This is a genomic window from Rhodococcus sp. WS3, assembly GCF_003797085.1.
In the GTDB taxonomy this organism is placed as follows: Bacteria; Actinomycetota; Actinomycetes; order Mycobacteriales; family Mycobacteriaceae; genus Rhodococcus_F; species Rhodococcus_F globerula.
Window position 1 is genome coordinate 730,982 of record NZ_RKMA01000003.1, and the last position, 17,961, is coordinate 748,942.

Annotated in this window: 17 protein-coding genes and 1 pseudogene; 6 read left to right on the forward strand and 12 right to left on the reverse strand. The window is 62.3% G+C overall.

Annotation, left to right across the window (positions count from 1 at the left end):
- Window positions 1-2: 2 nt before the first annotated feature.
- The 5 genes from purF to purL form a co-directional block, all read right to left on the reverse strand.
- Complete coding sequence (gene purF, locus EEB13_RS24600) at window positions 3-1,580, reverse strand: amidophosphoribosyltransferase (protein ID WP_033233946.1); 1,578 nt, start codon at window positions 1,578-1,580, stop codon at window positions 3-5.
- 386 nt (window positions 1,581-1,966) lie between these two features.
- Entirely contained in the window at window positions 1,967-2,353 is a 387-nt protein-coding gene (locus EEB13_RS24605; RefSeq protein ID WP_045068792.1) for a sterol carrier family protein, read from the reverse strand.
- On the reverse strand, window positions 2,353-3,009 hold the full coding sequence (locus tag EEB13_RS24610) for a CPBP family intramembrane glutamic endopeptidase (protein WP_033233944.1): 657 nt from the start codon (window positions 3,007-3,009) through the stop codon (window positions 2,353-2,355). The genes EEB13_RS24605 and EEB13_RS24610 overlap by 1 nt, the downstream gene beginning before the upstream one ends.
- Window positions 3,006-4,790, reverse strand: a complete 1,785-nt coding sequence (locus EEB13_RS24615; RefSeq protein WP_033233943.1) for an alpha/beta hydrolase — start codon at window positions 4,788-4,790, stop codon at window positions 3,006-3,008. The genes EEB13_RS24610 and EEB13_RS24615 overlap by 4 nt, the downstream gene beginning before the upstream one ends.
- A 3-nt stretch (window positions 4,791-4,793) precedes the next feature.
- Window positions 4,794-7,073 carry a phosphoribosylformylglycinamidine synthase subunit PurL gene (gene purL / locus EEB13_RS24620; RefSeq protein ID WP_033233942.1) on the reverse strand — a complete coding sequence of 760 codons (2,280 nt, stop codon included), beginning with the start codon at window positions 7,071-7,073 and terminating at the stop codon, window positions 4,794-4,796.
- A gap of 252 nt (window positions 7,074-7,325) precedes the next feature.
- Between purL and EEB13_RS24625 the strand changes: the two genes are divergently transcribed.
- Entirely contained in the window at window positions 7,326-8,300 is a 975-nt protein-coding gene (locus tag EEB13_RS24625) for a Dyp-type peroxidase (protein WP_116102360.1), read from the forward strand.
- Here the strand turns inward: EEB13_RS24625 and EEB13_RS24630 are convergent.
- The 4 genes from EEB13_RS24630 to EEB13_RS24645 are packed head-to-tail and all read right to left on the reverse strand — an operon-like array spanning window position 8,284 to window position 12,572.
- A complete protein-coding gene (locus EEB13_RS24630; protein WP_141486475.1) occupies window positions 8,284-9,576 on the reverse strand; it encodes a M18 family aminopeptidase in 1,293 nt (430 codons plus the stop codon). The genes EEB13_RS24625 and EEB13_RS24630 overlap by 17 nt on opposite strands.
- A gap of 29 nt (window positions 9,577-9,605) precedes the next feature.
- Window positions 9,606-9,959 carry a VOC family protein gene (locus EEB13_RS24635; protein ID WP_092806403.1) on the reverse strand — a complete coding sequence of 118 codons (354 nt, stop codon included), beginning with the start codon at window positions 9,957-9,959 and terminating at the stop codon, window positions 9,606-9,608.
- Window positions 9,960-10,003: 44 nt separating this feature from the next.
- Window positions 10,004-11,215 (reverse strand): MFS transporter, encoded by a 1,212-nt coding sequence (locus tag EEB13_RS24640; RefSeq protein WP_141486476.1) that lies wholly within the window; start codon window positions 11,213-11,215, stop codon window positions 10,004-10,006.
- Window positions 11,216-11,225: 10 nt separating this feature from the next.
- Window positions 11,226-12,572, reverse strand: a complete 1,347-nt coding sequence (locus EEB13_RS24645) for an NAD(P)-binding domain-containing protein (protein ID WP_141486477.1) — start codon at window positions 12,570-12,572, stop codon at window positions 11,226-11,228.
- 99 nt (window positions 12,573-12,671) lie between these two features.
- Between EEB13_RS24645 and EEB13_RS24650 the strand changes: the two genes are divergently transcribed.
- The 4 genes from EEB13_RS24650 to EEB13_RS24665 all read left to right on the forward strand — a co-directional run bounded on the left by EEB13_RS24650 (window position 12,672) and on the right by EEB13_RS24665 (window position 15,547).
- On the forward strand, window positions 12,672-13,556 hold the full coding sequence (locus EEB13_RS24650; protein ID WP_033234329.1) for a helix-turn-helix domain-containing GNAT family N-acetyltransferase: 885 nt from the start codon (window positions 12,672-12,674) through the stop codon (window positions 13,554-13,556).
- 67 nt (window positions 13,557-13,623) lie between these two features.
- Complete coding sequence (locus EEB13_RS24655; RefSeq protein ID WP_033233940.1) at window positions 13,624-14,001, forward strand: ArsR/SmtB family transcription factor; 378 nt, start codon at window positions 13,624-13,626, stop codon at window positions 13,999-14,001.
- Window positions 13,998-15,107: an ACR3 family arsenite efflux transporter gene (gene arsB, locus EEB13_RS24660; RefSeq protein ID WP_033233939.1), complete on the forward strand. Its 1,110-nt coding sequence runs from the start codon at window positions 13,998-14,000 to the stop codon at window positions 15,105-15,107. Before EEB13_RS24655 ends, arsB begins: the two co-directional genes overlap by 4 nt.
- A 29-nt stretch (window positions 15,108-15,136) precedes the next feature.
- Window positions 15,137-15,547 (forward strand): arsenate reductase ArsC, encoded by a 411-nt coding sequence (locus EEB13_RS24665; RefSeq protein WP_033233938.1) that lies wholly within the window; start codon window positions 15,137-15,139, stop codon window positions 15,545-15,547.
- Window positions 15,548-15,557: 10 nt separating this feature from the next.
- Here the strand turns inward: EEB13_RS24665 and EEB13_RS24670 are convergent, their stop codons facing one another.
- The gene (locus tag EEB13_RS24670) at window positions 15,558-15,995 is read right to left on the reverse strand and encodes a hypothetical protein (protein WP_033233937.1); all 438 of its coding nucleotides are present in this window, start codon (window positions 15,993-15,995) and stop codon (window positions 15,558-15,560) included.
- A gap of 305 nt (window positions 15,996-16,300) precedes the next feature.
- Here EEB13_RS24670 and EEB13_RS24675 point away from each other — a divergent pair, with 305 nt between their 5' ends.
- Window positions 16,301-16,591, forward strand: a complete 291-nt coding sequence (locus EEB13_RS24675; protein WP_033233936.1) for a YiaA/YiaB family inner membrane protein — start codon at window positions 16,301-16,303, stop codon at window positions 16,589-16,591.
- On the opposite strand, the pseudogene EEB13_RS24680 reads toward EEB13_RS24675, so the two are convergent.
- Window positions 16,575-16,943 (reverse strand): annotated as a pseudogene (locus EEB13_RS24680) (heavy metal translocating P-type ATPase); the annotation flags it as partial. The gene EEB13_RS24675 and the pseudogene EEB13_RS24680 sit on opposite strands and share 17 nt — an antisense overlap.
- 364 nt (window positions 16,944-17,307) lie before the next feature.
- On the reverse strand, window positions 17,308-17,949 hold the full coding sequence (locus tag EEB13_RS24695; protein ID WP_116102232.1) for a DUF305 domain-containing protein: 642 nt from the start codon (window positions 17,947-17,949) through the stop codon (window positions 17,308-17,310).
- Window positions 17,950-17,961 lie beyond the last annotated feature (12 nt).

The following is a 17,961-nucleotide window of genomic DNA, read 5'->3' on the forward strand; positions in this document are numbered from 1 at the left end:
GATTACGGGCGGCTGAGTGCGCTCGCGTTGTCGTTGTCGCGCGTGGCAGCCGAACCGGCCGCACTCTCGAGCATGCCTTCGAGGACGTTCTTACCCATCGACGTCTCCTTCGGGAGCGCAATCGGGTAGGTGCCGTCGAAGCAGGCAGCACAGAGACGGCTTGCGGGCTGCTCGGTAGCCGCGATCATGCCTTCGGTGGAGATGTAGCCGAGGCTGTCCGCTCCGATGGAACGACGCACACCGTCGAGCATCTCCTCGAACGTGGCATCCTGTCCGCCTGCTCCGTTGGCGATCAATTCGGCCGGTGAGGCGAAGTCGATGCCGTAGAAGCATGGCCACTTGACCGGCGGCGAAGCGATGCGGACGTGAATTTCGAGGGCGCCGGCTTCGCGGAGCATCCGGATGAGCGCACGCTGCGTGTTGCCGCGGACGATCGAATCATCCACCACAACAAGCCGTTTGCCGCGGATAACTTCCTTGAGCGGGTTGAGCTTGAGCCTGATGCCGAGCTGACGAATGGTCTGCGACGGCTGGATGAAGGTACGGCCGACGTAGGCGTTCTTCATCAGTCCCTGGCCGTAGGGGATGCCTGAACCCTGTGCGTACCCGACTGCTGCGGGAGTGCCGGACTCGGGAACCGGAATGACCAAGTCACCCTCGGCAGGATGCTCGCTGGCGAGCAGGCGGCCGATTTCGACGCGGGTCGAGTGGACCGAACGGCCACCGATCACGCTGTCGGGACGGGCGAGGTAGACGTATTCGAAGACGCAACCCTTGGGCGTCGGGTTCGCGAAACGGGAGGAGCGGACGCCGTCGGCGTCGATCGCGAGCAGCTCACCGGGTTCGATGTCGCGGACGAACGACGCGCCCACGATGTCGAGGGCTGCGGTCTCGCTGGCAACCACCCAACCGCGATCCAGGCGACCGAGGCAGAGCGGACGAATTCCGTGTGGATCACGCGCTGCGTAGAGCGTGTGCTCGTCCATGAAGGTGAGGCAGAACGCGCCTTCCAGAGTGGGAAGCAGTTCCATGGCGGCCTGCTCGATGGTGCTGTCGCCGGCAGCGTGTGCCAGCAGACCACCGATGAGGTCGGAGTCGGAAGTCGCAGCGTTTGGGCGCTTGTCGTTGACCAGGCCGGCTGCGCGAGTGCGGCTCGCGAGTTCAGCGGTGTTCACCAGGTTGCCGTTGTGGCCGAGGGCGATGCCCGTGCCTGCCGTCGTGGTGCGGAAGATGGGCTGCGCGTTCTCCCACGTCGTGGACCCGGTCGTGGAGTAGCGGCAATGTCCGACGGCGACGTGACCTGGCATCGCTGCGAGGGTCTGCTCGTCGAACACCTGGCTGACCAGGCCGAGATCCTTGAACACCAGCACCTGGGAGCCGTCGGCCACCGCAATGCCGGCAGCTTCCTGACCACGGTGTTGTAGCGCATACAGTCCGTAATACGTGAGCTTCGCCACATCCTCTCCCGGCGCCCAGACGCCGAATACACCGCATTCTTCGCGGGGCTCGTTCTCGTCCTCGTCGGACGGGTTCGTAGCGAGGAGATTTGGACTGTTGACCGACAGATCGGCACGAGTCACGTGGCGCTCCCTTTGTGGGCAGGGGTTGGGGGGCATACACAGTCTACGGCCAATTCTCCTCGTGCCTTGCCCAGGGCAACCTTGCCTTGAATCGGACCGATCAGTCTCTGCAGTCGCCGCGGCGAATTTCAGCGATGGCTCACGGCGCGCCACTCAGTTCGGAGCCCCGCAACCGACTACTCCGTATTCGCCGAAAAAGATATCGCCTGGAAGGATCTCCACTGATGAGCCGACCGTTCTCATTCTCGAATTGAGCGTCGTGATCGCCCGGTCGATCCACCTGCACCATGTCAGGGCTGCATCAGTCGCTCGCGAGAGATTCGGACCCCACTACGACGTCAACCCCCTACTGAGTGTTTCGTCAGCTAACCGTTCGTAGCTTGATGTCACAATCGCAGTAGCGGCAACCAGTGCGCAATTTCGGGAGCCCGACTGCCGGATGCATCAACCCGGCCGTCAGCGGCAGCTTCACCGAACTCGAGCAGGCCGGTCACCATCAACAACCATGTACGAGTATCGGTTTCGACGACGTTGGGTGGGGTTCCGCGAGTGTGACGCGGACCTTCGATGCATTGCACCGCGACAAAGGGTGGGACCCGCACCTCGACGCTCGATCCAGGAGCAATCTGTTCGAGAGTGCGCGCACTCATCTTCACTGCCGCACCGAGTTCAGCACGAGAAGGCTTCGGAAGCTCCGGATCTCGAAGCCAAGGTCCGACAGCAAGAATCGCGGCACGAAATTCTGCGGGGTCGACCGCGCGGCGCGGTGGCATCAGTTCACTCCCTGTCCATTGGTGGCGATTCGAACGGCAAGTGCTCCACCAGCATTGGTCGCCAGGTGCAGTAACGCCGGCGCGAGGACGCTGCCACCTCGGCGGTGCAGCCACTCGAACAGCAACGCCGACGCGCCCGTAAAGGCCACTGCGGCAGGGACATTGTCGCCGGCGCCGCGCGCCGGCGCGACGTGCCACAACCCGAAGGTGAGAGCATGCACGGCCTGCGCTGTTGGGCGGTTCAGTTCACGATTCCAGACTGCGGACATAGCGCTGCGGAACAACAATTCTTCGGACAACACCGTACCGAACGGGATATGCAGGATGATCCATTCGAGGAAGTCTTCGCGACCGTCCGCGCGCTCGTCGGCAGCGAGGGTCGCGCGCAACGACGGAACGGCCAAGGCAACGCTGTAACCGGTAAGGACTGCCCCGGCCGCAGCTCCCCCGAACTGCGCACCGCCACGAATACCGGTGTGGGCCAAACCCAATTCCTCACGGCTGTAACCGCGCGCCCGAAGGACTCCGATGGCCGAGCACCCCACCACGGTGTTGACCACTGCCCGCGCGCGGGGTGAAAGTCCGAACGCCGGGAGCACCGCATTGCTCCACGTGATCGCAGCTACCGAGAGCGCAATCGACGCTACTCCCCTCATTTCTCCGGGCCTTGAGACTGCAACGCGGCAACCAGTGACGCCCGCACTCGCTCGGTGTCTGCCGCCGTCCAGCCTTCTGGTTGAGCGACGCTGACCCAGCCGTCGAGCACGGTGGTTCCGTAGTTGTGGCCGTGCCCGTCCGGAACACCCGCAGCATTACCGAGATCTGCAGAGACCTGCCAGAACGTGACGATCGGGAACCATTTCATCGACGGTGACCGGTCGAATCCAGGAATCTCCTTCAACCACGGTGGCCGGTTGAACATGAGGTCGGGCGACCACCACACCACCGGATCCGATGGGTGCTGGATGAACAGCACATGGGGGTCCGGCCACACCATTGCGGCGGTCGGAATGTCTTCGGCTCGATCCGCAAACCGGACCCCAGCCAGACCGTCAGCGTAGACGGGAGCCACTTCGGTTGTGCCGGGGTCGCGTCGTTGCACAATCGAACGCCACAGCGACGTGGCGTTTGGCGGGCCCACCCACAAGATTCCGTCAGCGGTCTCGCGGGCGGCTTGAAGAGTGTCGAAAGCTCCAGCGCCGGCCATGACGCCGAGGCTTTCGCCGTAAACCATGAACTTGGGTCTGGTGGCTTCCGGTTCCTGGAGCCATCTTTCGTGAACCCGCTCGATCAAGAGGCGTCCGGCAGCTTGCGCCTTTTCCTGATCTGCGAGGAAAGAGATCCAGCTCGGCAGATACGAGTACTGGCTGGCGACCAGCGCCGTATCGCCGTTTCCGACCAACTCGATCGCTTGCGCAGCGGTGGGATTCACCCAACCGGTACCGGTCGTCGGAATGACAACGAGCACCTTGCGCTGGAAAGCGCCGGTCCGCTCGAGTTCCTTGATGACCAGATCCATGCGCTCATCCGGATCTTCGGCACTTTCCAAGCCCGCATACACGCGGATGGGGTCCGTCGCGGGCTTGCCGTTAGCCGCTTCGAGTTCCTGTGCGTTCAATCCGCGTGAGACGAAGTTCCGTCCCTCGAACCCCAATGTGTCCCAGGGCGCGGCAGATTCGGGGCTGCCCGATTTCATCGGATCCTGTGGTTCTACGACGCCGTCGCGCGTGGTGGAGTTCTGCAGACTGAAAATCGAGTTGGTCGCGGCGTAGATTCCGCGCACCAGTACGCCGTCGACCAACATGAAGAACAGAACCGTCACAACCACAACGCCGACGCCGTTGGCAACCGACCGCGACCAGCGGAAGCGTCGCATCAGCACGCGCGCAATGAGTTTCACCAGATCGTGAAGCAACCGCCACAACGCGATCAGTGAACCACCGATGAGCACGCTCAGGCCGAGAGTGCGAATGTATCCGCTGGTGGTGGTGCCTTCCGCGTCGGTCAGCGCGGCGATTTCGCGCTGCCACCCCGCGGCGTAGACGAGCATGATGATCGAGGCAACGATCGACGCGACCGGAACAAAGATCTTGATCGCGCTCGGCACCGGTTCGGGAAGAGGCCACCAGCGACGGCCACTGAGCAAATACCGCTCCACGGCCCACCCGATTGCCGTTCCGACGCCGTAACCGATGGCCGAGTTGATACCGCCGATCAAACCTTGGAACAGCCAATCACGCGGCAACAGCGAAGGAGTCAGCGACCAGCAGAAGAAGAACGCGGCAAACGCAATGCCGGTGAAGTCGAGTTTGAGGAGCCCCCACGCCCACTCGGTGAAGGGATTGTCGAGCTTCTCGAGAGATGCGGGAACAGCCAGCCGCAGGTGGTGTTCCTGCGGCTGGCTGTCAGAAGAAGTCAGTTCTCCGGAATCGACCATCTATCACCCGAACAGGGCAGGCAGCGTTCCCTCGAAGGCCTCACGGAGCTTGGCCATCGTGACGGAGAAGTGTCCCTGAATCTCCACGGAGTCGCTGCCCTCGTCGACGACGCCGATACGCGTCCACGGCAAGCCGCGAGCGGTGCACATTCCGGTGAAGCGCGTTTCCTCGGTGCGCGGAACCGCCACCAGGACGCGACCCGAGGACTCGGAGAAGAGTGCCACGAACGGGTCGGCATCTTCGGGAAGCAGGATGCGGCAGCCGGTTTCGCCGGCCAGTGCTGCTTCGATTACTGCCTGCGCCAGTCCACCTTCGGACAGGTCGTGGGCTGCGGTGACGAGGCCGTCACGCGACGACGCGAGCAGGATGTCGGCGAGAAGCTGCTCACGGGCGAGGTCGACCTTCGGCGGCACGCCACCGAGATGGCCGTGCTCGACCTGCGACCAGATGGAACCGTCGAACTCGTCGTGGGTGTCGCCGAGCAGGATCAGCGTCTCGCCGGGCTCGAGTCCGAGGCCCGTCGGGATACGGCGGTGAACGTCGTCGATCACACCGAGGACGGCAACCACCGGTGTCGGCAGGATCGGCGTGGTGCCGGTCTGGTTGTAGAAGCTGACGTTGCCGCCGGTGACCGGGATTCCGAGTGTGGCGCAACCATCTGCGAGGCCGCGAACGGCCTGCTGGAACTGCCACATGACGCCCGGGTCTTCGGGGGAACCGAAGTTGAGGCAGTTGGAGACGGCCTTGGGCGTTGCGCCCGTGACTGCCACGTTGCGGAATGCCTCTGCGAGAGCGAGCTGCGCACCGGTGTACGGGTCGAGCGCGGTGTAGCGGCCCGAGGCGTCGGTGGACAGCGCGATTCCGCGGCCGGTCTTCTCGTCGATGCGGATGACGCCGCCGTCGGCGTTCTCGGCCAGAACGGTGTTTCCGCGGACGTAGCGGTCGTACTGCTCGGTGATCCACTTGCGGCTGCATAGCGCAGGCGAAGCAATCATCTTCAGCAGGGTGGCTTCGAGTTCTTCATCCGTCTCGGGACGCTTGAGGCCTGCGGTGGTGTTCGCGATCAACGCGTCCTGGGTGGCCGGACGCTCGACGGGACGGTGGTAGACCGGGCCCTCGTGAGCGACGGTGCGCGGGGGAACGTCGACGACGGTCTCGCCGTGCCAGGAGATGGTGAGGTGCTCACCGTCGGTGACCTCGCCGATGTCGGTGGCCAGGACGTCCCACTTCTTGCAGACCTCCATGAACGCGTCGACGTTCTCGGGCGTCACCACGGCGCACATGCGCTCCTGCGATTCGCTGGAGAGAACCTCGGCCGGGGTCATTCCGGTGGCACGCATCGGAACCTTTTCGAGGTTGATGTGCATTCCGCCGTCACCTGCTGCAGCCAGCTCGGAGGTGGCGCAGGACAGTCCGGCGCCGCCGAGGTCCTGGATACCGACAACGAGTCCGGCCTTGTAAAGGTCGAGGCAGCACTCGATGAGCACCTTCTCGGTGAAGGGGTCGCCCACCTGAACCGCAGGGAGCTTCTTACGACCGCCACCGTCACCGTCGAACGTTGCCGACGCGAGAACCGAGACGCCGCCGATGCCGTCGAGACCGGTTCGTGCGCCGAACAGGATGATCTTGTTGCCTGCACCCGAAGCAAAGGCAAGGTGCAGATCCTCGACGCGCATGACGCCGGCAGCGAGGGCGTTGACCAGTGGGTTACCGGCATAGGACTCGTCGAAGACGGTCTCGCCGCCGATGTTGGGGAGGCCGAGGGAGTTTCCGTAACCACCGACACCGCGCACGACACCGTCGACGACGCGACGGGTATCGGGGGCGTCAGCAGCGCCGAAACGCAGCTGATCCATGACGGCGATCGGCCGGGCACCCATTGCCATGATGTCGCGGACGATGCCGCCGACGCCGGTTGCCGCACCCTGGTATGGCTCGACGTAGGACGGGTGGTTGTGGCTCTCGACCTTGAACGTGACTGCCCAACCGTCGCCGATGTCGACGACGCCGGCGTTCTCACCGATACCGGCCAGCATGTTGGCGCGCATCTCGTCGGTGGTGGTCTTGCCGAAGTAGCCGAGGTGGACCTTGGAGGACTTGTACGAGCAGTGCTCGCTCCACATCACCGAGTACATCGCCAGTTCGGCGTCCGTGGGACGGCGACCCAGGATCTCCTTGATGCGGGCATATTCGTCGTCCTTGAGACCTAGCTCCTTGAACGGCTGAGCGGCATCGGGATCAGCCGATGCGTGCGTGACGGTATCGACCTGATGAGCAGACACTGGAGAGGGGTCCCTTCCCTACGGGAGTCAAGAGCGAGCCGGCGCGGAGCGGGACACCACAAATGTGCCCAACGAAAGAACGTGCCGGGAGACAGTCTATCGGGGTGGGCCGACGACTTCCGCAGACGGCGGCACCGACGCGAGCAGTGGGTCTTCGAAGTCGTCCCCGTCACACTCGTTTACGGTTTCGGTAACCGGTCGGTTTTTATTTTCGGTCCGGTGTCGCTTGGTACTCGAACGGAAGGTTTCCCCATGCCACAGGATGTGCGTCAGTCGGACGTCACGGCTCAATCCCAGTCGGTGACGACCCCGCTGACTCCCGCGGCGATTTTCCTGGTTGCGACGGTGAATCCTGGCGGCGAGGACACAACGCGCGCATTGCTCGCCGATGTGGCCGGCCTGCAGCGGTCGGTGGGTCTGCGCGTTCCCGGTTCCGGTTTGGACGTGGTGACCAGCATCGGTTCGGACGTCTGGGATCGTTTGTTCGCCGGTCCACGGCCCGCCTTGCTACGACCGTTCACGGCTCTGCAGGGAGACGTCCATCACGCGCCGTCGACGCCCGGAGATCTGCTCTTCCACATTCGTGCGATGAGCATGGACGCGTGCTTCGAGGTAGCTCGTCAGATCACGAAGCGCCTGCACGGCGCGGCAACTGTCGTCGACGAGATTCACGGTTTCCAGTATTTCGAGAACCGCGACCTCATCGGCTTCGTGGACGGAACCGAGAACCCGTCGGGCCGCGCCGCGATCGCTGCCGTGACCGTCGGCGACGAAGATCCCGATTTCTCGGGCGGCAGTTACGTCCACATCCAGCGATACATCCACAACATGCGTGAGTGGGAAGCGATCACAGTCGACGAACAGGAACGCGTCATCGGCCGCACCAAACTCGAGGACATCGAGATGTCCAAGGACGTCATGCCGGCCAACTCACACGTCGCGCTCAACGCGATCAAGGACGACGACGGCAACTCCCTCGAAATTCTGCGCGCCAACATGCCCTACGGACGCCTCGGTGATGACGAGATCGGCACATTCTTCATCGGGTACTGCGCCACTCCCGCCATCACCGAGCGCATGTTGGAGAACATGTTCCTCGGCTCACCGCGCGGTAACTACGACCGCCTTCTCGACTTCTCGACAGCCGTGACGGGTTCGATGTTCTTCACCCCGACCACGGAATTCTTCGAGAAACTCCCCGCTATGGCCTCTAACTCCTTGGTGTAAGAAATGCGCCGAGAGCGTCCGCATACATCGTGATGTCGGCGGCGCCCATCAACTCGCGAGCCGAGTGCATTGCGAGCTGAGGCGCCCCGACGTCCACGGTGGACAGCCCGGTACGCGATGCGGTGATCGGTCCGATGGTAGAACCGCACGGCAGATCAGCCCGATGCACATAGCGCTGCAACGGAACTCCCGCTTGGTCGCAGGCAAGCGCGAACTCACCGGCACCTGCAGCGTCCGTCGCGTATCGCAGATTCTGGTTGACCTTGAGTACCGGACCACCGTTGATCTCGATGCGGTGCGCGGGTTCGTGACGTTCTGGGTAGTTGGGATGCGTCGCGTGCGCCATGTCGCCGGATGCGCACACCGAACCTGCCATCGCCTGTAGGAATTCGCCGCGCCCACCGCCGCGGCCCAACACTATTCGTTCGAGGACCGTGTTGAGCAGATCCGAGAACGCACCGCGATCCGACATGCTGCCCACCTCTTCGTGATCGAAGAGCGCAAGCACGGGCACATGGCTCCCCGGAGATTCGGCGGCGGCTAGAAGTGCTTGTGTCCCGGCATAACACGTGCCCTGGTTGTCGAGCCGCGGCGCACTGACGAGCTCTTTGCCCAGGCCAACCACAGCGCTCGGCGCCAGGTCGTGAGTCATCAACTCCCAACCCAGAACGGATGATTCAGCCACTCCGGCCCGATCGGCGACAAATCCGATGAAGGACTTGGGCTTGGTGCCCACACCCCAGATTCCGTTGACATGCCGCTGCGGATCCAGTGTGACGCCCTTCCGGTCCTCGGACAGATGGATCGCCAACTGCGGGACGCGAAGAATCGGGTCGTCGATGCGAACCAGCTTCTGCTCCACAGTGTTTCCCACCCGAACACTCACACGGCCGGAAATACCGAGATCGCGATCAAGCCACGAGTTCAGCAAAGCTCCGCCATACGGCTCGAGGCCTACCATCTGCCAGCCCGCCGACGTCAGATCCGGATGCTGCTTCACCCGCAAGTTCGGGCTGTCGGTATGACCACCGACGATGCGGAACGGCGCGGAATCGCTGACTCCGTCGGTACTCCACGCGATCAGTGAACCGCCCCGCACCAGGAAATACCGTCCCGGCTCCGACGGCCACGCCTGGGTCTCCTGCAGTTCCACAAATCCGCTGGCTGTGAGCTGCGACGCCACTGTTGCACACACGTGGAACGGTGACGGCGACGAATCAACGAAACTACACAGGCCAGTAGCGTCGGCCCCGGTCAGAGAAGGGTGGGAAGTCATGTCCTTCATCATGCCCGACTAGCCACCACTCAGCTGTGGGCGCCGGACACACAGAACTGGTTGCCGTCTGGGTCTGTCAGTGTCACCCAGCGGAATCCGTCCATGTTCTCGCGGTGATGCTCAGAAGCGCCGGCCTCGATCAGCCGCGACACTTCAGCGTCGAGATCCTCGCTGGACAGATCGAGGTGGATTCGGTTCTTTCCGGCCGTGGGATCCGGGACTTTCTGGAAGGCAAAATTGGTGGAGGCGCCGGGGACCTCGACGACGTAGAACCATCCGTCGTTCTCCTGTGTGACGCTGCCGCCCAACTGCTCAGCCCACCATCGCGCGAGTGGACCTGGATCAAGGCTGTCGAATGTGATCATTCCCAGAGTCAGTGTCATGGGCCAACGGTAAAGGAAGGCACCGACAATTGAGGAAGATTCTCTCACTTCTGAGAGACCGCAACCGGAATGCTTGCGGCACCGATCGCGGCGGCAACGACGGCGATCGCTCCGAGAATCAGGTAGGCGTGGGCATAACTCCCGGACCACATCGAGAGCACGCTGCCGGCCCACGGCCCGAGCGCCATGGCAATGACGATCGGCGCCGACATGATTCCGCTCAGACGGCCGTAGTGCTCTCTTCCCCATCGATCGGTAATCGCAGTGGCCTGGATGAGGGTGAAGATTCCGCGGACCAATCCCGCGCCGATTGCCAGACCGATCAATACGGTGGCCACGCCAGTGAGACCTAGTCCGGCGGTGCTCAGTCCGGCGACTGCAATAACGGATACGGTGCGCATACGAACGGTCGTTCGTGCCGCAAACGGCAGATAGAAGAGTCGGCCGACAACCTGGCCGGCGCCGCCCAACCCGAGCGTCAGAGCGGCAAGACCGGGACTGAAACCTCGTTCGATCAACAGCAGCACAAGATTGAACACTCCCGCCGACGCGGCAAACGCCCCGGCTGCGAGAGCAATGGCGAGTGCCAGAAACGCAGGACTGCGGACGGCGTTTCGGAAATCGGCTGGGTGCGCCCCGGCAAGGCGAACCGGTTCGGGCCACGAACCTCGCAAACCCCAGATATGCCCGGGGATAGTAACTGCAGCCAAAATGAGCGCGAGAACCAAGTACGTTGTGCGCCAACCGAATCGATCGTCAAGAGCAGCGGAAATCGGCGCGAATACCGTGCTGGCCAAACCGGCGGCAAGTGTGAGAATCATCAGCGCTTTGACGTGGCCGTCACCGTACCAACGCGTCAACGCGGCGAATGCCGGTGGATACAGCACCGCCCCCATAGCGACTCCTGCGAGTACCCACCCGGCAAAAAAGACAGGGATCGTAGGTGCTGTCGCAATGGCGACAACCGCAGGGACCGCAAGCACCGAACCCGTGGTCATGACCCAGCGGGGCCCGTGTCGGTCAAGGACTCGCCCGACCGGAATCCCGACTGCGGCAGCAATCAGCTGACTGACGGAAAACGCAGCCACGATCACCGTGATCGACCATCCGGTGTCGCGTGAGATCGACACCGACAGAACAGGAAACGCGTAGTACAGGATTCCCCAACTGGTAATTTCTGTCAGGCACAACGCCGCCAGGACCCGCCGCAGACCCGAAGGAGCGAGGGCAACGGACGGATCCTCGACGGTGGTCATCGGTTGGGTTCTATCCGCAGGAGTTGGCACTACCGGCGCGGCCGGAGAGTGAAATCAGTTGCGGAGCCGGTGTAGCGCAGCAACCACCTTCACTTTCCGCTGTATCGGGTTCGTCGAAAACTCCTGCCCCACCGCAGACTCCGGTTTCCGGGAGAATCAACTCCACCCGGGCAGCAGCTTCGTGATCACCGGCAAGTTCGGCGGCGATGCTGCGAACCTGCTCGTATCCGGTCATGGCCAAGAACGTCGGCGCGCGGCCGTAGCTCTTCATCCCCGCCAGGTACACACCCGGTTCGGGGTGTCGAAGTTCCTTCGCGCCATGGGGATACACCGTGCCGCAGGAGTGGACGTTCGGGTCGATCAGCGGCGCGAGCTGTGTCGGTGCCTGCAATACGGGGTCGAGACCGAGGCGGATTTCCGAGAGCCAGGACAAATCAGGACGGAAGCCGGTCAATGCGACGACATTGTCGACGTTCTCGACCCGGTGACCGCCATCGGAGATCAGCGACACCTGGCCGTCCCCCGCGGATTCGACACTTGCGGTGCGGAATCCGGCGACCAGTGTGAGGAGCCCGTCGTCGACGGCCTTCTTCGCGCGCAGTCCGAGCGCACCGCGAGCGGGCAGCTCGTCAGACTCGCCGCCGCCGAACGCGGAACCGACATTCCCCCGCCGGACCACCCAGGTGATTCGGGTGCCCTCCGCCTCGAGTGCGGCCAGAGCGACCATCGCCGTCAGCGCCGAATGACCGCTGCCCGCGATGACGGTGTGCTTTCCCGCGAAACGTGCGCGCACGGCCTCGTCGTCGAGATCGGGGACACGGTACGTGATCACATCCCCGGCCGCATTTTCCCCGAGCGCCGGCAAACCTTCCCCGCCAAGAGGATTGGGTTCTCCCCAGGTCCCTGACGCATCGACAACACCTTGAGCGAAGACTCGATCCTCGGTCCCGTCGGTACGACGAATATGAATCGAGAGGGGTTCCGAGTCCCGGCCGTCGTCAACGACCAGGTCGCGGCCGCGCCGGGCAACGCCGACCACCTCGGTGCCAAACTGGACCACATCGCCGAGGGCTTTGGCGAGCGGCTCGAGGTAGAGCCGTCGCCATTGTTGCCCAGTCGGGTAAGTATCGGCGTCGGGCGAGTTCCATCCCTTCTGCTCGAGCAGGCGCCGAGCCGCCGGGTCGACAAGTTCGGACCAACGCGAAAACAGCCGCACGTGATTCCATTCGGATATCGCTGCGCCCGCCACCTCGCCGCGCTCGAACACCAGCGGTGCGAGGCCGCGCTCGCGCAACTGCGCAGCGGCAGCGAGACCGATCGGTCCGGCTCCGATCACCACAACAGGTAGTTCATCCATCACCAACACTCCTTCATCGACAGTCATCAATATTTAATCCGACTATATTGACGAACGTCGATGAATGCAACCATCGACCGTTATCGATATAGTGTGAATATGACATCGCTGCAGACTCCGGCCGTTCGCATCGGCGATTCGGCTCAGGGCCAGATCGGTTCGAACCTGATCGAACAGAGTGACGCCGACACGTATGCACAGTGGTTCGCTTGCCTGGCCGAGCCGATGCGGGTCCGACTCCTGCACCGGGTCGCGAGCGCTTCCGGCGGGATTACCGTCGGCGCACTCGCAGAAGCTCTGGGAATCGGACAACCAACCGTTTCCCACCATCTACGCAAGCTCGCCGACGTGGGATTCGTAGATCTGCGCAAGGATGGAACCAGCACCGTTGTTGCGATGAGTCCGACGTGCTGCGTTGCCTTGCCGCAGCCGGCCGACATCGTCATGGGAGTTCTCGCGCCGCGGCCCTGCTGCCCGACCGATCTGCCCGACGACGTCACCGTGCGGGCGATGGCCGACAAAGACTGGGACGCGGTCCTACGGATCTACGGCGAAGGGATCGACACCCGCAACGCCACCTTCGCCGTCGAGGTTCCTACCCGCGAGCAACTCGATGTGCAGTGGCTGCCAAAACACCGCTGGGTCGCGACCATCGACGATCTCGTCGTGGGATGGGCGACTCTGAGCCAAGCCTCCGGGAGAGACTGCTACCGCGGGGTTGCCGAGAATTCCGTCTATGTAGCCGACGGGATGCGTGGCCGAGGCGTCGGAAAAGCACTGCTACGCAAGCAGGTTATGTCCGCCGACGATGACGGCTTCTGGACCTTGCAGACCTCGATCTTCCCCGAAAACCGCGCTTCGATCTCACTGCATCACTCCGCCGGGTTCCGCACCGTCGGCATCCGCGAGAAGATCGCCCAACTCGACGGCATCTGGCGCGACACCGTTCTTCTCGAACGGAGATCAGCGGCCGAGTCCGCCTGAGGTCTTCGAGCGACGGTTCGGCCATCGCCGAATTGCGCCCTATTTCGACATCTGTCAATATTGACGAATGTCGAATCAAGACGTGCCGGAATCCGACGCGTGCTGCACCCCACTTGTCCGCGAACCGTTGACCGAGGACTGGGCCGGTGACTTGGCCCGGATGTTCAAGGCACTCGGCGACCCCGTGCGACTGCGCCTGTTGAGCCTGGTGGCCAGCCACAAGGGTGGAGAAGCCTGCGTCTGCGACATTTCCGACACGTTCGATCTGTCTCAGCCGACAATCTCGCATCACCTCAAGGTGCTGCGCCAGGCCGGACTGCTCGACTGCGAACGACGTGGCACCTGGGTGTACTACTGGGTTGTTCCTGCTGCACTACGACAGCTTTCAGCGGTTCTCCTGGTCGAAGGATCCGCCGCAGACGAATGCGCCGAGGTCACGGCATGAGCAACGCTGCCACAACCAAGAATCCAGCCGTTGTCGGCAAACTCTCCACTCTCGACCGATTTCTTCCGGCGTGGATCGGTGTCGCGATGGTTGCCGGACTGCTCCTGGGCCGTTGGGTTCCAGGCTTGAACACAGCAATCGAAAAGGTGCAGATCGACGGTATCTCGCTGCCGATCGCGCTGGGCTTGCTGATCATGATGTATCCCGTACTCGCGAAAGTCCGATACGACCGCCTCGACACCGTCACCGGCGACAAGAAACTCCTTGCCGGATCGCTGTTCCTGAACTGGATCCTCGGACCGGCACTGATGTTCGCCCTTGCCTGGCTTTTCCTGCCCGACCTCCCCGAATACCGGACGGGTCTGATCATCGTCGGTCTGGCCCGCTGTATCGCAATGGTCATCATCTGGAACGACCTGGCCTGCGGAGACCGCGAAGCCGCCGCGGTATTGGTAGCCATCAACTCGGTGTTCCAGGTAGTCATGTTCGCCGTGCTCGGCTGGTTCTACCTCTCGGTTCTGCCCGGGTGGCTCGGCCTCGAGCAGACAACGATCGATACGTCACCGTGGCAGATCGCCAAATCCGTGCTGATCTTTCTCGGCATCCCGTTGCTCGCCGGCTTCCTGTCCCGCTTTTTCGGTGAGCGGTCGAAAGGCCGAGACTGGTACGACAACACGTTCATTCCCAAGATCAGCCCGTGGGCGCTCTACGGTCTGCTGTTCACTATCGTTGTCCTGTTTTCGCTGCAAGGCGAGCAGATCACTTCGCAGCCGTGGGACGTCGTCCGCATAGCGCTTCCCCTGCTGGCTTACTTCGCTCTGATGTGGGGCGGAGGCTACATCCTCGGTGCCACAATGGGATTGGGATACAAACGCACCACAACACTCGCGTTCACCGCAGCCGGCAACAACTTCGAATTGGCAATCGCCGTTGCCATCGCCACGTACGGCGCCACGTCCGGCCAAGCACTCGCCGGTGTTGTCGGCCCACTGATCGAGGTACCGGTGCTGGTCGGCTTGGTCTACGTCTCACTCGCTCTACGTAAACGCTTTGCCACCCAGGATATTTCACTCGAATCTGCCGACTCTACAAACGCATCGTCCTAGAGTTGCTTCGTGAAAGGAACCCGAAACTCATGTCCGACAAGCCCAGCGTTCTGTTCGTGTGCGTCCACAATGCCGGCCGGTCACAGATGGCGGCCGGATTCCTGAATCATTTCGCCGCCGATGCCATCGAGGTTCGCTCAGCCGGATCCGCGCCGGCCGAGAGCGTCAATTCCGCTGCGGTCGAAGCGATGGCGGAGCTAGGTATCGATATCTCCGACCAAACTCCGAAGATTCTCACCGCCGATGCAGTGCAGAATTCGGACGTTGTCATCACGATGGGTTGCGGTGATACTTGCCCGGTCTTCCCGGGTACAAGCTACCGAGACTGGGTTCTCGATGATCCGGCTGGAGCGGGCATCGACGCCGTCCGACCTATCCGGGACAAGATCAAGGCCCATGTACAGGCACTTGTCGACGAACTCACGGCCCAACCGGTCTAGCTGCTACTACCTAAACTGCAGTGTGGTTCTCGCTGCGTTCCGACTGCGCCAAGTGAGCACACGCCTGCACCAACAGTGCAAGTGACTCACTGGACAACCCCTCCGCGACACGCATGAATCGCAGCGCCCAGACGTCCGATACCTCGACCTCGTTGCTGCCACCCATCTCGCCCAACCATTCCAGGACGATCTTCCGGGGGTCTTGCCCCAGGAGTTCGCGACCATCGGTCAGCACTCCACCAGCCATCTCCCACTGAGCATCCGAGCAGGACAACACTGCCGCAAGGTGCCCACGAGTGAGTACCGTCCCCGATTCGGCCGCCGATTGGAACAGGACACCAAGGCGATCTGCTAAACCCCCGCCGCCGTATTGCCGATTGTCATTGTCGGACAACCCATTCGAGCTGCCGAGACTGATTGCCTGACGAGACATGGGAACGCCTTCCATGATGCTACCTCCACCGATTTCGCAATAACGGTCTTGTCACAACGGTCATCCATACGCCATCGGATGCCGTAGACATTCAGCCTGTCCACCAGGCTTACCGTTACAGGTTACCCAGATCTGTAAAGAAACGGCAAGTGTTTTGTTACATTCGCCCGAAAACTTCTTTTGTAGTGAACTATCTACATACAACAAAGTACCGGTTGGTATGTATACAACTATGCCCGGTACCTGCCGGGTAAGTACCGTGAGAACTCGAGTAGGACTACGCATCCAGCCAAGGCGCTCGGACCTGCAGACTTATTGTCATGAGCACACCGACAACACCCTCGAAGAGCACCGCCGCATTTTTTGCACAGGCCGGAATAGCGTTTGCCGTGAGCTTCGTAGGCACCCTCGTGGGCATCGCCTACCTACCGATCGACGCCTGGCAGCGCGGATTCCTCGGCATGTCTCTACTGTTTCTGGTGACCAGCACATTCACCTTGGCAAAGGTGATTCGCGATCAGCAGGAAGCCTCCACCGTCCGGGTTCGTATGGATGAAGCCAGGCTCGACAAACTGATCGCGGAACACGATCCATTCAAAGCTGCGGCGTGAGGACTTTCGACTCCCCCGCGGGGACGGGTGGTTGCCGCAGATCCAACCGTCGAAGCAATTGAGCGTTGACCGCAACCACCACGGTCGATACCGACATCAGGATTGCCCCCACTTCCATGGGCAGCACGAACCCGGCAGGCGCCAGCACACCCGCAGCCAAGGGAACCGAAATTGCGTTGTAACCCGCTGCCCACCACAAGTTCTGAACCATTTTCCGGTAGGTTGCGTGCGACAACTCGATAACCGAGGCTACCGCTCGCGGATCATCGCTCGCCAGAACAACTCCCCCCGACGCGATCGCCACGTCAGTGCCGGCGCCACTGGCGATACCGACATCGGCCTGGGCCAACGCCCCATCACGACGTTGTCCCTCAATACATGCAGCACCGTCGAGCCTTCACCCAACCAGTGATCGCTACCTGAAATCACCTCAGCCACGGATTCCGACCCGCACCATCACCGTGCTGGTGATTGCGTGTCCGCACGCGCTGGGGCTGGCAATCCCGTTAGTAGGGTCGATTGCCACGGAACATGCTGCGCGAGCGGGGATTCTGATTACCGACCGCATGGCGCTCGAGAACATGCGCAGGCCACAGTGCCCGCAACCACCTGATCACCGATTGTGCGCCGCACCGTTTTCGACTCACCGGTGATCATGGACTCGTCCATGTCCTGAACGTATGCCCGAATCAACACCTCGACAATCGCGGGCACCGCTACAAGGCGGCCAGCATCGCTTGCATCTGCACAATCTCGGCCTGCTGAGCAGCGATGATCTCTTCTGCCAGCTTCTCGGCAGTTGGATCCAACCCGGAGTCGAGTTCGGTCTGCGACATGGTGATCGCGCCGGTGTGATGTTCGATCATCATGGTCAGCCACATCTTGTCGAACTCGACACCCTGGGCATCCATCATCGCGGCCATGTCGTCATCCGACATCATGCCCGGCATGTCTGCCATCCCTACCCCGTGACCGGAATGGTCCATGCCGCCTGTGGGGTTGGACGCCGGGTCGGGGCGCCCCCACTGTGTCAGCATTTCCGACATCTGCTGCATTTCCGGGTCCTGAGCAGCTTCGATCTGCGCTGCCAGCGCGATCAATTCAGCGTTATCCGTCCGCCCCTCAACCATTTTTGCCATGTCGAGCGCCTGGGCGTGGTGCGGGTACATCCCCTCCAAGAACTCGATGTCCGCTGCGTTGACTCCCTGCGGGACCGCAGTCTGGGAGGCGGATATCGATGTCTCCGCCGCAGTTGTGGGCGCCGAATCACCGCCGTCCGAACAACCGGCGATCACCAACGCACCTGCTGCCAAGACGGGAACAAACTTCACATAACCACTCTTGAGAGAGAACACCACGACAACACTCCT

What these genes read in the sequence shown, in the direction of transcription:
- EEB13_RS24605 (WP_045068792.1), bottom strand. Translation starts at nt 2,353, where the DNA reads ATGCCACCGCGCCGCGCGGTCGACCCCGCAGAATTTCGTGCCGCGATT.
- EEB13_RS24610 (WP_033233944.1), bottom strand. Translation starts at nt 3,009, where the DNA reads ATGAGGGGAGTAGCGTCGATTGCGCTCTCGGTAGCTGCGATCACGTGG.
- EEB13_RS24615 (WP_033233943.1), bottom strand. Translation starts at nt 4,790, where the DNA reads ATGGTCGATTCCGGAGAACTGACTTCTTCTGACAGCCAGCCGCAGGAA.
- EEB13_RS24625 (WP_116102360.1), top strand. Translation starts at nt 7,326, where the DNA reads ATGCCACAGGATGTGCGTCAGTCGGACGTCACGGCTCAATCCCAGTCG.
- EEB13_RS24630 (WP_141486475.1), bottom strand. Translation starts at nt 9,576, where the DNA reads ATGACTTCCCACCCTTCTCTGACCGGGGCCGACGCTACTGGCCTGTGT.
- EEB13_RS24635 (WP_092806403.1), bottom strand. Translation starts at nt 9,959, where the DNA reads ATGACACTGACTCTGGGAATGATCACATTCGACAGCCTTGATCCAGGT.
- EEB13_RS24640 (WP_141486476.1), bottom strand. Translation starts at nt 11,215, where the DNA reads ATGACCACCGTCGAGGATCCGTCCGTTGCCCTCGCTCCTTCGGGTCTG.
- EEB13_RS24645 (WP_141486477.1), bottom strand. Translation starts at nt 12,572, where the DNA reads ATGGATGAACTACCTGTTGTGGTGATCGGAGCCGGACCGATCGGTCTC.
- EEB13_RS24650 (WP_033234329.1), top strand. Translation starts at nt 12,672, where the DNA reads ATGACATCGCTGCAGACTCCGGCCGTTCGCATCGGCGATTCGGCTCAG.
- EEB13_RS24655 (WP_033233940.1), top strand. Translation starts at nt 13,624, where the DNA reads ATGTCGAATCAAGACGTGCCGGAATCCGACGCGTGCTGCACCCCACTT.
- arsB (WP_033233939.1), top strand. Translation starts at nt 13,998, where the DNA reads ATGAGCAACGCTGCCACAACCAAGAATCCAGCCGTTGTCGGCAAACTC.
- EEB13_RS24665 (WP_033233938.1), top strand. Translation starts at nt 15,137, where the DNA reads ATGTCCGACAAGCCCAGCGTTCTGTTCGTGTGCGTCCACAATGCCGGC.
- EEB13_RS24670 (WP_033233937.1), bottom strand. Translation starts at nt 15,995, where the DNA reads ATGGAAGGCGTTCCCATGTCTCGTCAGGCAATCAGTCTCGGCAGCTCG.
- EEB13_RS24675 (WP_033233936.1), top strand. Translation starts at nt 16,301, where the DNA reads ATGAGCACACCGACAACACCCTCGAAGAGCACCGCCGCATTTTTTGCA.